Source organism: Streptomyces sp. JLYT201 (assembly GCF_059448825.1).
In genome coordinates, this window is the sequence record NZ_CM182551.1 from 8652293 (window position 1) to 8665006 (window position 12714).

Here is a 12714-nt window from a genome sequence, read left to right on the forward strand (position 1 = left end):
TGGTGCTTGTCACCCAGTATGAGCCGTCATCCAGCGAAAGTGTTCGAAAAGAAGATCGACGTCTCCCTATACTTCGCTTTGTTCGAAGGGTGGGGGGCTTCGCCTTCGTGACGTCCCTCAGCCCTGCCCTTTTCGCGCAAGAATGAGGACTCCGCATGTCGCGCAAGAGCCTGCTCACTGCCGGTCTGCTCGCCACCGCTCTCACCGCCGCCCTGGCGCCGACCGCGCAGGCGGCCTCGGGCACCATCACGCGCGCCGAGTACGACAAGGTGAAGCTCGGCGCGTCCGTCGCCAAGCTGACCTCGGTCGCGGGCAGCGGCGCCTGCAAGAAGACCGCGAGCGACAGCTTCCCTGGCTACTCCAGCAAGACGTACACCTGTAAGGGCAACAAGCGCGACAGCGAGGCGCAGTTCTTCTTCGGCAACGGCAAGCTGGAGCTGAAGTCGCAGAACGGCCTGGACGGCAAGACGTCCAACGGCAAGATGACGAAGGCCAAGTACAAGAAGATCACCAAGGGCAAGACCGTCGCCCAGATGCACACCATCGCGGGCAAGGGCGTCTGCGTGCGCACCGCCGACTCCGAGGCCAAGGGTGCGAAGTCGGCGATCTACGTGTGCGAGCAGAACGGCTCGTCGTACGGCGTCGCGTCGTTCTCCATCGGCAACGGCAAGGTGGACGGCCGCAGCCAGTTCGGCCTGCGCTAGTCACCGCCTCGGGGCCGCCGTTGGACGAGCGACACCGACGGCGGCACCGGCTCGTCGCCGAGGCGGGCCTCGAAGGCCAGCGGGTGGTCCGCTCCGGCGGTCACCCGCTCGCCCGCCGTCACCGTGAAGGGCACCCGTACGCGCCCGTGCGCGGGCACCCGGACCTCCGTCACGCGGCGGGGCGTCACCGACCAGCCCGCGGGCGGGTGCGCGGTGAGCGTGACGGTCCGCGCGGTGGGGTTGAAGTTGTAGACGGCGAGGTGCATGCGGGTCGTCGTGCCCAGGCGGTAGCCCAGGGGCGGTTCGGCGTCGCCGTCGGCCTTGTCCGGCGCCGCGTCGGCCGCCGCGAAGCGCTGGTCGAGGACGATGTGCTCGGCCGGGGACAGCGGGCGCGTCCGGGTGCGGCCGTCGCCCGCGGGCGGCCTGGGGCGCCGGGTCGGCGGAGCCTCGGTCACCAGGTAGAGCGGGTCGCGGCCCGCCTTCACGCGGACCGTCCCCCGCCGGGACCGGGGCGGTGTTCCCCGGGCCGCGCCCATGATGTCGTACACGCGCGTCGGCCCGTCGGGCACCGGGACGTCCACGGACCTCGGCCGGGGCGCGCACACCACCGTCACCGTGCGGCCCGCGCCGTCCGCGAAGACGAAACCGGCCGCGCGCGGCAGCAACTCCTGGATCGATCCCGCGTAGTTGGCCTCCCCGAGGAGCGCGGTGAGCGCCGCGTACGCGCTGAACGCGGGCAGCGGCTGGAAGTCCCGGCTGAGCAGCGCGAACGAGACGCCGTCGTCCGTGCACGGCGGCCCGCAGAACCAGAACTGCCGGTCCGTGCCCGCGGCCAGGCTCTCCACCGTCGAAAGCACCAGATAGCGGGCCTGGGTGCGCTGCGTGGCGTACGCGGGGTCGCCGCCCGGTACGGCGGGCAGGAAGGCGCCGCACTCCGTCATCCACATCGCCACCTCGCGGCCCGGCGCCCCGAACCGCTTCCGCAGCTCCTGCTGCTCCTCCGGCGCCGACGACGGCTCGGGGTCGGTGTCGTCGAGCGGCGGATAGCCGTGGAAGCTCCACACGTCGGCGTACCGCACCACGTCGTTGCGCAGCATCAGCTCCTGGAAGAGGCCCTCCTGCGCGATGCCGGGGAGCACCACCGGGGGCGCGTCCGGCTGGTCCGCGCTGCCGAGCGCCGCCGCCTTGACGTACGCGGCGTGCTGGTCGCCGGTGCTCGCGGTGGCGTCCACGTCGGGCTCGTTCGACAGCTGGAGCGCGTCGGCCGGTGGGCGCCCGCCCCGCCCCGCGAGGTGAGCGGTGTAGCGGTAGGCGTCGCGCAGGTCGGCGGGGAGCGGCACGGAGGTCTGGGTCAACGCCCAGTCGGGGGGCGGTGAGACGACTTCGACGACCTTCAGGCCGCGGTCGTGGAACGCCGCGCGGGCGGTGTCGAAGGGCTCTGCGGCGAACGGGCCGCGCGGGGTGCGCCGTGCGGCGGGCCAGGAGCCGCCGTCGCGGACGTGCCCGACGCCCATGGCCGCGAGGGCCGACGCGAGCGCGGGCAGCCGCGCGGGCGGCACCAGGGCGTAGGTGGCGACGTTGACGCCGAAGCGGTTCGCCGGGCCCCGCACCGCACGCCGCTCCGGCAAGCGCGCGAAGCGCCCGGTGACGGTGGCCTTCGGGGCCGATGCGAGGGCCGCCACGGCACGGTAGGCGCCGGGCGGCAGCGCGGGCAGGGGGAGCACGGCCCCGGTGGCGCCCGCCGGGACGCGCAGACGGCCGGAGGCCACCTTCTTGGAGGCGTGGTCGAGCAGGCGGTACGTGACGCTCAGCGCTTGTGGCGCCGCCGCGTTGAGCTCGAAGGCCAGGGCCGCGTGCCGCTCGTCGCGGTAGTGGCCGAGGTTGTCCGCCGGATCTCCCGCGCGGTCCCGCACGCGCACGGCGCGCAGGCCGAGGGGGACCGGGGTGAGGGTGAACTCGTCCAGGAGGAAGCGGTATCCGGTGTACGCGTCCAGGACGGTCGGCCCCTCGACGGTGAAGGTGAGGGTGTTGGCGCCCCGGCGCAGCACGACGTCGCCCAGCGTGACCCGGGACAGCGCGCCCCAGGCCTTCGGGGACTCGTACCAGTGGGGCTGGGAGTGCGCGAGGGGCAGCGGCGCGGTGCCGTTGACGGCCAGCCGGACGTACGAGCCGGGCTGCTCGGCGTGCGGCTGCTCCACGGGGACGGAGGCCACTGCCGTGAGGCGGTACGGCCCGGCGGCCGGGACGTCCACGGTGTACGTGGCGTACCAACCGCCGCGCGCGGGCGGCGCGTCGGCCGTGTCCAGGGCCAGGTAGGCGCCGCCCGACGCTCTCGGGTCGCGGGCGACGGGCAGGGAGGTGCGGGTGGCGGACTCGCCCCGGACGGTGATCGCCCCGCTCCCGGGCCCGCCCTGCGGCGAGGTGGTCGCGCGGCTCACGGCGGACGTGGCGGCCAGGCCGAGCCCGGCGGTGATCCCCGCCGTGACGGCGGTACGTCGGTCGATGCTCATGGCCCCAGCACATCGCGACCGGCGCGGGTCCGCGTCCTGCCCGGGCAGGGGCCCGGCACCGGCCTGTTGGCGGGTGCCTCCTCCACCCGTGGGTGGAGAAGTACGCCGGTAGGGTCACGGTGCGGGCCGGGGCCGCAGGCTGGGGGAGGACTGGATGAGGGCACGGCTGCGCCCCTTCGTCACGGCACGGCAGGGGCACACGCCCCGAAGCCACAGCGCCCTGAGGGGACAGCACCCCGAGGGGACAGGGCCCCAAAGAGGCGCGGGGAACCGCGCGGCCAGCCACGACGAGGCCCGCAGACGCCGCACGCGGCACCCATGGCACGGCGTGGCACCGGACGGCCTCGGGGCGCTGCCGCGCAGGCGGGCGGAGAGCGTCGCCGCGGTGCTGCCCGTGCTGCTCCTCGCCGGACACGTGACCGTGGTCGTCATCGGCCCGGGCCATGCCGAGCCCTGGCAGAAGGGCCTGGGGATCCTCGCGGTGCTCGCGTCGGCGGCAGCCCTGGTGGGGCGGGCGGTGGCCCCGGTGCCGGTGTTCTGCGCGGCGCTCGCGGCCGACGCGGGCACCCGGGCGCTGCTGCCGGAGGTCGCGCTGACGCCCGCGCTGCCCGTCGCCGTCTGGGTCGCGCTGTTCTCCCTGTCCGTGCGCCGCCGCGCGCGCCTCGCGCTGCCCGGCGCGGCGCTCGCCACCGCCTCGACTCCCCTGCCCGGGGCGGGCGGTGACGGGCCGGGCCCGCTCCTCGACGACCTGCTCGCGGGCGCCCTGCTGCACCTGGTCATCGTGGTGTGCGGGCGGCTGCGCGCCCACCGCGCGGACCGCAGGGCCCGCCTCCTCGCCCGCCTCGCCGACGTGGACGGCGAACGCCGGGCCGCCGCCGACGCCGAGCGCGAACGGCTCGCCCGCGACCTGCACGACACCGCGGGGCACCACCTCACCGCCATCGCCGTCCAAGGAGCGGCCGCGCTGCGGCTCGCGGAGAGCCGCCCCGAACTGGCCGACGCGGCCCTCGCCCACGGCGCCGCGGTGGGCCGTGACGTCCTGGCCGCCCTCGCCGGACTGGTCGCGGTGGTCGCCGACGAGCCGGGCGAGGGGCCCCTGCACGACATCCTGCCGCCCTTGTGCGCAGGCCTGGAGCGCCGCGGTGTGCCCGTCGCCCTCGACGTCCGCGGCCGCCCCCGGCCCCTGCCGCCCGCCGTCCGCGCCACCGCGTACCGCGTCGTCCAGGAGTCCCTGACCAACGCCATGCGGTACGCCGCGGGGGCGCCGGTCGCCGTCCGCGTCGGGTACGCCCTCGGCGAGCTGACGGTCACCGTGACGAACGAACCCGCCCGGGAGCGCGAGCCGTTGGGCGGCGGTCTCGGCACCGGCCGGGGGCTCGCCCACCTGAAGGCGCGGGCCGCGTCCGTCGGCGGACGGCTCGCGGCGGGCCCGTCGCAGCGCGGCGGCTGGACCGTCGCCGCGACCCTGCCGACGCGGACGCCCCGCACCTGGTGGCCGCGAGCGGTGGACGTGGCGCTGTTCACCGGCTGCACGGCGGCGCCGCTGCTCGCCGCCGTACCGCCGAGCGGCGGTGAACTGTGCGGCCTCACCGCCCTGTTGACCGCCCACGCGGCCCCCTTGCTGCTGCGCCGCCGGGCCCCCGCGACGGCCCTCGCGGTGCCGCTCGCCGTGTCCCTGGCCTGGGCGGCGGCCACGGTCGCGGGCGTGCTGCCGTTCGCCTGGCTCGCTGCCCTCACCTGCGCGTGGGCGGTGGAACTGGCCGCGCTGCACGCGGTGGGCGCCTACGGGCCCGCCCGCGCGACCTGGCCCGCGCCGGTCGCGGTCGGCGCCGTCGGCGGGGCGGTGCTCGGGCTCGCGGTGCTGAGCGACCCGGCCGAGTCGGCGGGCCCCGGCACCGCGGCGCTCCTCGCGGGCCTCGGCCTGGTGGCCGTGCCGTGGCTGCTGCCCGTCTGGGCGCTCGGCCTGCTGACCCGCGCCCGCCGGGGCGACGGCGGGCGCTGGGAGCGACGCGTGCTCGACGCGGTGGCCGCGCGCGTCGGCGACGCGGTGACCGGCGAGCGCCGCCGCGTCGCGACGGGCCTGCACGGCACGGTCGTCGCCCACACGGCAGGCCTCGTCCGCTGCGCCGAGGAGGGCCTGGCCGCGACCGGCGACCGCCGCGCGGCACTGGCGGAGATGACGGAAGCGGCCCGCGCGGCACTCGCCGGACTCCGGGACCTGCTGGACGCGATGGACGCCGCCCGCCTCCCCTGAGCGGGGCGGGCCTGGGCACGACCGCGGCGGCTTCGGCGGGAAGCGCGGCTTCCGCGTCTATCCGCCCCGCCGGAACGGACGGACGACCTGACGGCGCGTCCTCTGGGCCAGGAACGGTCCTATACGGGTTCTACTGTCGGTCCTGGAGCAAGCGGGGCACGGTCGAACGCCGTGGCCCGGCAGGCCGCTACGGAAGGACGAGACCGATGCACCGCACCGCGCCCGAGGGATACACCAGTGTCGCGCCCTGGGTGGTCACCGACGACACCGGAGCACTCCTCGACTTCGTCGCCGCCGCGTTCGACGGTGAGGAGCTCGCCAGGGTGCCGGTCGAGGACGGCACCGTCGGGCACGGCGAGATCCGGGTCGGCGACACGGTCGTGCTGGCCTTCGACCGGCGGCCCGACTGGCCGGTGATGCCCTCGCTCCTGCGGGTCTACGTCCCCGACGCGGACGCCGCGGTGGCCGCCGCCGTCGCCCACGGCGCGCGGGTCGTCACCGAGGTCTCCGACAGCGCCTGGGGCGACCGGGGCGGCAGGGTGCGCGACCCGTTCGGCAACATCTGGTGGGTGGTCAGCCGCCAGGAGGAGGTCGCACCGGACGAGGCCTGGCGGCGCATGTCCGAGCCGCGGTACGCCGAGGCGATGCGGGTCGCGCAGCAGACCCTGGACGCCGAACTCAGCGGCCGCGAGACGGGCCTGGCGAGCCCGCCGCTGTGCCCGAACGACTGAGCCCGCCCCGCCGTCGCGCCTGCGTCGGGCCCGGCCTCAGGCCCCGCCGACCAGCGCGCGGATGAGCCGCTGCACCTCACCCCGCGGATCCGCCGCGTCCCTCCACCCCGTCATCAGCAGATGATGCAGCGTTCCGACCAGGGCGAGGGCGACGGATGCCGTGTCCAACTCCCGTGGTACGCGTTCCAGGCGCTGCTCCTCGCGCAGATAGGAGCCGATCGACTCCTGCACCGCGCCGAAGCCGGGTGCACCCGCCTGCCAGGCTTCGCGGATGCGCAGGGTGGCGGCCGGGCGGGTCACGGCCAGCTCCACGACACCGGGGTCCAGGGAGAGGACCGCCGCGGCCACGGCGGCGAGGTGCTCGGCCACGGTGGCTGTGCCCGCCCGCTTCGGCAGGTCCTTCGCCCGCGCCGCGACGCGGGCGAAGCGGTCCAGACAGAGTTCGGCGACGAACTGGTCGAGGCCCGCGAAGTGCGTGTGCAGCACCCCCTTGGCGCAGCCCGCCTCCTCCGTGACGGCCCGGCCGGTCAGGGCGCCGGCGCCGTCCCGCGCGAGCACGCGCTCGGCGGCGTCGAACAGCCGCTCTCGCAGATCGGGAATCGCAACTCCGCGCGGTGACATCAAGTCCCTCCCAGGGCACGGTGATTGCCAGTATGGGCGTGCGCCCATACTATTTGGGCACTCGCCCATTCTAGGGTGCCCGGCTCCCATCGCTGGAGGTCATCCCGTATGCACGGCATCGCCAACACCGCCCAGGCGCAGGCATGGAACGGCTATGAGGGCGCCCACTGGGCCGCCCACCAGGACCGCTGGAACGCCGTCAACGGCGGGTTCGACCAGCCGCTGCTCGACGCCGCCGCCCTGCGCGCCGGTGACTCGGTCCTGGACGTCGGCTGCGGGGCCGGAGCCACCACTCGCCTCGCCGCCCGGGCCGTTGCCCCCGGCCGCGTGCTCGGCCTCGACCTCTCCGCGCCCATGCTGGAGCGCGCCCGGGAGCGGGCGGCGGACGAGGGCGTCGCCAACGTCTCCTTCGCGCACGGCGACGCCCAGGTCCATCCCCTCGCGCCCGCCACCTTCGACGTGGCGATCAGCCGCTTCGGCGTCATGTTCTTCACCGACCCCGTCGCCGCGTTCGCCAACGTCGCCCGCGCCCTGCGGCCCGGCGGCCGGATCGTCTTCCTCACCGCCGCAGAGCCGGAGAACACCGAGTGGCTGCGGGCCTTCGGCGCACTCGACGGCGTCCTGCCGATGCGGGGGTTCGGCGCGCCCGGTGGCAGCGGCATGTTCTCGCTGGCCGCCACCGACACCGCCACCGGGCTGCTCACGGCGGCCGGATTCCGCGACGTACGGGCCGAACGCGTCCAGGCGTACGGGACCTGGGGCCGCGATGCCGAGGACGCGGCCCGCTTCATGCTCGACTCCGGCCCCGGCCGGCACCTTCTCGAACAGGTCGGCGCCGACGCGCGGGAGCTCGCCCGCACCCGCCTCACCGAGCGGCTGAGGCGGCACGAGACCGGGGACGGCCTGCGGCTGCTCGGCGTCGGGCGGCTCCTGACGGCCCGCTGTCAGCCCTGAGTCTCCCGCGCGGCGGAGGTGAGGGACATGTCGGGGTAGCGGTCGCCCGCGACCCGGCCCGCGATCGGCTCCAGGGCCGCGAGCTCCGGTGCGGTCAGCGTGATCCTGGTGGCCGCCGCGTTCTCCAGGAGGCGGCCGCGCTTGCGGGTGCCGGGGATCGGGACCACCGCGAGGCCGTGCGTCCGGGCCCGCTGCTGCACCCAGGCCAGGGCGATCTGCGCCGGGGTGGCGCCGCGGTCGGCCGCGATGGCGCGCAGGGGCGTCAGGAGGGCGGCGTTCGCCACGGCGTTGTCGCCGCTCAGCCGCGGCATCGACTGGCGGAAGTCGTCGCTCGACAGCTCGGCGCTCGCGTCGGTGAAGGCGCCGGTGAGGAAGCCGCGTCCGAGCGGCGAGTACGGCACGAAGGCGACCCCGAGATCGGCGGCCGCGCCCACCACGCTGTACTCGACGTCCCGGCTGAAGAGCGACCACTCCGACTGCACCGCGGCGATGGGGTGCACGGCGTACGCCTCGCGCAGCTCGGCCCCGGTGACCTCGCTCAGGCCCAGGTGTTTGACCTTGCCCTCCCGCACCAGTTCGGCCATCGCGCCGACGGACTCGGCGAGCGGGACCCCGGGGTCCCTGCGGTGCATGTAGTACAGGTCGATGACCTCGACGCCCAGGCGGCGCAGGCTTCCCTCGACGGCCCGGCGCACGTACGCGGGATCGTTGCGGACGACCCGGTGGCCGGGGTCGTCGGCGCGGGTCTCGATGCCGAACTTGGTGGCCAGGGTGATGTCGTCGCGGTGCGCGGCGACGAACGGCGCGAGGAACTCCTCGTTGGCGCCGGTGCCGTACATGTCGGCGGTGTCGATGAGGGTGACGCCCGCCTCGACGGTCGCCTCCAGGGTGTCGCGGGCCGCCGCGTCGTCGGTCTGTCCGTAGGCGGCGCTGATGCCCATGGCGCCGAAGCCCTGGACGCCGACGAGCGGTCCCTCGGCGCCGAGGCGGACCGTGGGGATCGGTTCGATGGAGGTGTTCATGAGGGCGTTCAGGCCCCTTCCGGCGCACGGTGGGCGCCCGCGTAGAAGGTGATTTTGGCGTCGAGGACGGCGAGGGCGTCGCGCAGCTCCGTGATGCGCGCGACGACGTCGTGCCGGGTCCGCTCCAGGACCTCCCGCCGCTCCGCGTGGGTGACCTCGCCCCTGCGGACCAGGTCCGCGAAGTGGACCATGGCGGCGACCGGCATCCCGGTCAGACGCAGCTTGCCCACGAAGTCGAGCCAGTCCAGGTCCCTGTTGCTGAAGCGGCGCTGCCCGGTGTGGGACCGCTCCACGTGCGGCATCAGACCGATCTGCTCGTACCAGCGCAGGGTGTGGGCCCGCAGCCCGGTGAACGCCGCGACCTCGCTGATCGTGTAGCGGTCCTGGCCGTCGGGGCGCGGATGCCGCAGTGTCGGGGACACGCAGATGTCCGGGCGCGGGTCCGGGCGCGGGGCTGTCAAGGAGGCGTTGTCGGTCACCGTCATGCCGATCACGCTAAAGCGTTCGAGTGCACTTGAAGCAAGTGCTTTGCGCGGGCGGGCGGCCCGGCGTCAGGCCGTGGCGCCCGGTGTGACGAGGCCCGACTCGTAGGCGAAGACGGCGGCCTGGGTGCGGTCGCGCAGGGCCAGCTTGTGCAGGATCCGGCCGACGTGCGTCTTGACGGTCTCCTCGGCGACGGTGAGGGCCGTGGCGATCTCCGCGTTGGACAGGCCCTGGGCGACCTGGACGAGGACCTCGGTCTCGCGCGCGGTGAGCCGGTCGACGACCACGCCGGTGGGCGGCTTCGCCGCCGGGCCGATGCGGGCGAACTCGGTGATGAGCCGCTTGGTGAGCTCCGGTGAGAGCAGCGCGTCGCCCCGGGCCACCACCCTGATCCCGTCGGCGAGCTGGACGCCGGAGGCCTCCTTGAGCAGGAAGCCGCTCGCCCCGGCGCGCAGCGCCTCGTACACGTACTCGTCGAGGTTGAAGGTGGTCAGGGCCAGGACCTTCGTCGGGGACGCGGGCTCCGCGGTGATGCGGCGGGTCGCCTCGATGCCGTCGAGGCCGGGCATGCGGATGTCCATGACGACGACGTCGGGCCGCAGTTCGGCGGCGCGGGCCACGGCCGCGGCGCCGTCCTCGGCCGTGGCGACGACGTCGAGGTCGGGTTGGGCGCCGAGCAGGACGGAGAGGGCCTCGCGCACCATGGCCTGGTCGTCGGCGATCAGCACGCGGATCGTCATGCGGGGGAGTCCTTGTCCGTGGTGGGGGCCTGGCCGGGCGGCTCGCGCGGGGTGCGGCGCGCCGGGAGGACGGCGGTGACCTCCCAGCCCCCGCCCGGCAGCGGGCCCGCGGCGAGGTCGCCCTCCAGCATGGCAGCACGCTCGCGCATCCCGGTGAGGCCGTGGCCGCCGCCGGGCGTGGGCGCGGCGGCCACGGCGGCGGGCCCGTTGGTGACGCACAGCCGCAACGCGGTCGGCGCGTAGACGAGTTCGACGGCCGCCTCGGCGCCGGGGGCGTGGCGCAGGGTGTTGCTCAGCGCCTCCTGGACGATGCGGTACGCCGACAGCTCCACCCCCGGCGGCAGCGGCCTGCGGTCGCCGTCGACGCGCACGGCCACGGGCAGCCCCGCGGCGCGCACGTGCGCCAGCAGGGTGTCGAGCGCGGCGAGCGAGGGCTGCGGGGCGGTGGCGGCCGTGCTCGCGCCGGGAGCGTCGGCGCGCAGCAGACCCAGCAGGTGCCGCAGTTCGGCGAGGCCCTCCAGGGCGTTGGCGCGGATGGCGGCGAACTCGGCGGCGAGCTCCGGCGGCGGGTCGGGGACGCGGTAGGGCGCCGCGTCGGCCTGGATGGAGATGAGCGACATGTGATGGGCGACGACGTCGTGCAGCTCGCGGGCGATGCGGGTGCGCTCCTCAAGGACGGTGCGCACGGCGCGCTCCTGCGCGGTGGCGGCGATCTGTGCGGTGAGCCGGGCGCGGTCCTCCCTGCGCCCCCGGGCCACCCCGCCGACCAGCACCGCAAAGGTGAACAGGACGAGGCCGACGAGCACCAGGTTCCAGGAGCCGACGGCGCCCCCGGCCGCTTTCAGCGCCACCCCTGCCGCGCCGCTCAGGCCCGCCGCCCCGGCCGCCGACGCGGGTGGCACGCGCAGCGCGAGCAGGAGGAGCACGCCCGCCTGTACGGTCCAGGTCCACAGCGCGTTGGCGGGCGTGGGCGGATGCGCGAGGGGGATGACGACGAAGAAGGCGCTCGACAGCCACCAGGCGGGCACGGGGCGGCGCAGCGCCACCGGCCAGCAGGCCGCGTGCCCGGTGGCCAGGAGCCGGGCCGGCAGGTCCGCGCCGGTCGCCGCCACCGCCGCTGCCGCGAGGACGACCAGGACGTGCGGGAGCCGGCGCAGCCACCGCAGGCCGCGCGGCCACGACCAGGGCGGCAGCGGCATGGCCCGGGTGGTCGCCAGGTCGGCGCGCAGCCTGCGGAGGGCGGCCCTGCCCCGTGCCGGGGCGGGGTTCGTGGGCGGGGGGTGGTGGCTGGTCATGCCGGGCGTCCTCGGTGGTCACCGTGCGGGAGGGAGGGCGTGAGCACGGCTGTCGGCGTACCCGGAAGCGAGGCTAGGGGGCCGGGGCCCGGGGCGGCGTCCCGCCCCGGGGTGAGATCGTCCGTGGCTCTCCGGAGGGAGGGCCCCCGGGGTGGCGTCAAGGCGTCGCGGTGAGCCCGGCGAGGTAGTCGTCCAGGAGCTCGACCTGGTGCTGCGGCGAGAACGCCGCCGGGGCGAAGAGGGCCTGCACCACCAGGCCGAGCACGAAGGACTGCGCGGCGGCGGCGATGCGGGCGGGGTCTCCGGCGGGCAGCTCGCCCAGCTCCTGTGCCGTGGCGACCAGGTCGCGCAGCTTGTCGCGGCTGCGCGCGTACTTGCGGGCGTACTCGTCGCTCAGGCCGGGGTCGGCGAGCGCGGTGTCCCAGGAGGAGACCCAGATGCGGTTGCTGTCGGTGGCCTCGGCGGTCAGCGGCAGCACGTCGAGCAGCGCGGCGCGCACGGCCGGCAGGCCCGTCCCCCCGGCGCGCCGGGGACGGGTCGCGGTGCGCCGGTCGAGCAGGTCCAGGGCGTGCGCGACCAAGTCGCGCTTGGCCGGGAAGTAGTGGGTGAGCAGGCCGGTGGTCGCGCCGAGCTCGGTGGCGACGGCGCGCAGGGTCAGGCCGCCGAAGCCGTGCGCGGCGAGGACCCGCCAGACGGCCTCGGACACCTCGCGGCGGCGGGCTTCGTGATCTCCCTTGGTGCGTGGCATGCTGCTACCGTACATAGTCATAACGCTTGTTGTGTGAATGTGAGGTCTCCATGTTCGCCCTCCCGCTGCGGGACGACGCCCGCCTGAGCCCGCTCGAGCCGTGGCACGCCGAGGAGTTCGCCGCCCATCTGGACCGGGCCCGCGAGCACATCCGGCCCTGGGTCGGGGCGGCCTTCGTCACCGACGACCTCGACGGCGCCCGGGCCACGCTCGGCCGGTACGCCGAGCGGCAGGCCGCGGACGGGGCCCGGCTGTACGGCATCTGGCGCGACGGCACGCTGGTCGGCGGCGTGATGTTCGTGAGCTTCGACGCCGCGTCGGGCACGTGCGAGGTCGGCTGCTGGCTGGAGCCCGCGGCCGAGGGGCACGGCCTGATCACCCGGGCCTGCGAGGTGCTGCTCGACTGGGCGTTCACCGTCCGGGGCGTGCACCGCGCGGAGTGGGTCTGCCGCGCGGACAACGAGCGCAGCGCCGCGGTGGCCAAGCGCCTCGGCATGACCCTGGAGGGCGTGCGCCGCGCGTCGTGGCCGTACGAAGGCGTGCGGTACGACGCCCAGCAGTGGTCCGTCCTCGCCCCGGAGTGGCGCACCCGCGGCGTGTGACCCGGCCTCCTCCCCGAGGGCTGTCAGAAACACTCCATTCCGGTCAGGGA

12 protein-coding genes are annotated in these 12714 nt (G+C 75.6%); 5 read left to right on the top strand and 7 right to left on the bottom strand.

Translation table 11 applies throughout. The features are described 5' to 3' along the window. The first annotated feature begins 155 nt into the window (after window positions 1–155). A complete protein-coding gene (locus tag AC5WAM_RS36855) occupies window positions 156–704 on the top strand; it encodes a hypothetical protein (protein ID WP_495520201.1) in 549 nt (182 codons plus the stop codon). On the opposite strand, the gene AC5WAM_RS36860 is transcribed toward AC5WAM_RS36855, so the two are convergent. Next, window positions 701–3214, bottom strand: coding sequence for a hypothetical protein (locus AC5WAM_RS36860; RefSeq protein ID WP_495520202.1), 2514 nt, complete (start codon window positions 3212–3214; stop codon window positions 701–703). The genes AC5WAM_RS36855 and AC5WAM_RS36860 overlap by 4 nt on opposite strands. Before the next feature lie 328 nt (window positions 3215–3542). Between AC5WAM_RS36860 and AC5WAM_RS36865 the strand changes: the two genes are divergently transcribed. Continuing rightward, window positions 3543–5468, top strand: coding sequence for a sensor histidine kinase (locus AC5WAM_RS36865; protein WP_495520203.1), 1926 nt, complete (start codon window positions 3543–3545; stop codon window positions 5466–5468). Between the two features lie 206 nt (window positions 5469–5674). After that, entirely contained in the window at window positions 5675–6199 is a 525-nt protein-coding gene (locus tag AC5WAM_RS36870; protein ID WP_495520204.1) for a VOC family protein, read from the top strand. A 36-nt stretch (window positions 6200–6235) separates the two neighbouring features. On the opposite strand, the gene AC5WAM_RS36875 is transcribed toward AC5WAM_RS36870, so the two are convergent. Further along, the gene (locus tag AC5WAM_RS36875; RefSeq protein WP_366792761.1) at window positions 6236–6820 is read right to left on the bottom strand and encodes a TetR/AcrR family transcriptional regulator; all 585 of its coding nucleotides are present in this window, start codon (window positions 6818–6820) and stop codon (window positions 6236–6238) included. A gap of 108 nt (window positions 6821–6928) precedes the next feature. Here AC5WAM_RS36875 and AC5WAM_RS36880 point away from each other — a divergent pair, with 108 nt between their 5' ends. Beyond that, window positions 6929–7774, top strand: coding sequence for a class I SAM-dependent methyltransferase (locus AC5WAM_RS36880; RefSeq protein ID WP_495520205.1), 846 nt, complete (start codon window positions 6929–6931; stop codon window positions 7772–7774). Here AC5WAM_RS36880 and AC5WAM_RS36885 read toward each other — a convergent pair. From AC5WAM_RS36885 to AC5WAM_RS36905, 5 genes are all read right to left on the bottom strand, one after another. Beyond that, entirely contained in the window at window positions 7765–8796 is a 1032-nt protein-coding gene (locus tag AC5WAM_RS36885; protein ID WP_495520206.1) for an aldo/keto reductase, read from the bottom strand. The genes AC5WAM_RS36880 and AC5WAM_RS36885 overlap by 10 nt on opposite strands. 8 nt (window positions 8797–8804) lie before the next feature. Then, window positions 8805–9281, bottom strand: coding sequence for a MerR family transcriptional regulator (locus AC5WAM_RS36890; protein WP_495520207.1), 477 nt, complete (start codon window positions 9279–9281; stop codon window positions 8805–8807). Between the two features lie 66 nt (window positions 9282–9347). Continuing rightward, window positions 9348–10019 carry a response regulator gene (locus tag AC5WAM_RS36895; RefSeq protein WP_495520208.1) on the bottom strand — a complete coding sequence of 224 codons (672 nt, stop codon included), beginning with the start codon at window positions 10017–10019 and terminating at the stop codon, window positions 9348–9350. Continuing rightward, complete coding sequence (locus tag AC5WAM_RS36900) at window positions 10016–11314, bottom strand: sensor histidine kinase (RefSeq protein WP_495520209.1); 1299 nt, start codon at window positions 11312–11314, stop codon at window positions 10016–10018. The genes AC5WAM_RS36895 and AC5WAM_RS36900 overlap by 4 nt, the downstream gene beginning before the upstream one ends. 157 nt (window positions 11315–11471) lie before the next feature. Next, complete coding sequence (locus AC5WAM_RS36905) at window positions 11472–12062, bottom strand: TetR/AcrR family transcriptional regulator (RefSeq protein ID WP_495520210.1); 591 nt, start codon at window positions 12060–12062, stop codon at window positions 11472–11474. 50 nt (window positions 12063–12112) lie between these two features. On the opposite strand from AC5WAM_RS36905, the gene AC5WAM_RS36910 reads away from it, so the two are divergent. Next, complete coding sequence (locus AC5WAM_RS36910; protein WP_366792768.1) at window positions 12113–12664, top strand: GNAT family N-acetyltransferase; 552 nt, start codon at window positions 12113–12115, stop codon at window positions 12662–12664. Window positions 12665–12714 lie beyond the last annotated feature (50 nt).

What these genes read in the sequence shown, in the direction of transcription:
- AC5WAM_RS36855 (WP_495520201.1), top strand. Translation starts at nt 156, where the DNA reads ATGTCGCGCAAGAGCCTGCTCACTGCCGGTCTGCTCGCCACCGCTCTC.
- AC5WAM_RS36860 (WP_495520202.1), bottom strand. Translation starts at nt 3,214, where the DNA reads ATGAGCATCGACCGACGTACCGCCGTCACGGCGGGGATCACCGCCGGG.
- AC5WAM_RS36870 (WP_495520204.1), top strand. Translation starts at nt 5,675, where the DNA reads ATGCACCGCACCGCGCCCGAGGGATACACCAGTGTCGCGCCCTGGGTG.
- AC5WAM_RS36875 (WP_366792761.1), bottom strand. Translation starts at nt 6,820, where the DNA reads ATGTCACCGCGCGGAGTTGCGATTCCCGATCTGCGAGAGCGGCTGTTC.
- AC5WAM_RS36880 (WP_495520205.1), top strand. Translation starts at nt 6,929, where the DNA reads ATGCACGGCATCGCCAACACCGCCCAGGCGCAGGCATGGAACGGCTAT.
- AC5WAM_RS36885 (WP_495520206.1), bottom strand. Translation starts at nt 8,796, where the DNA reads ATGAACACCTCCATCGAACCGATCCCCACGGTCCGCCTCGGCGCCGAG.
- AC5WAM_RS36890 (WP_495520207.1), bottom strand. Translation starts at nt 9,281, where the DNA reads ATGACGGTGACCGACAACGCCTCCTTGACAGCCCCGCGCCCGGACCCG.
- AC5WAM_RS36895 (WP_495520208.1), bottom strand. Translation starts at nt 10,019, where the DNA reads ATGACGATCCGCGTGCTGATCGCCGACGACCAGGCCATGGTGCGCGAG.
- AC5WAM_RS36900 (WP_495520209.1), bottom strand. Translation starts at nt 11,314, where the DNA reads ATGACCAGCCACCACCCCCCGCCCACGAACCCCGCCCCGGCACGGGGC.
- AC5WAM_RS36905 (WP_495520210.1), bottom strand. Translation starts at nt 12,062, where the DNA reads ATGCCACGCACCAAGGGAGATCACGAAGCCCGCCGCCGCGAGGTGTCC.
- AC5WAM_RS36910 (WP_366792768.1), top strand. Translation starts at nt 12,113, where the DNA reads ATGTTCGCCCTCCCGCTGCGGGACGACGCCCGCCTGAGCCCGCTCGAG.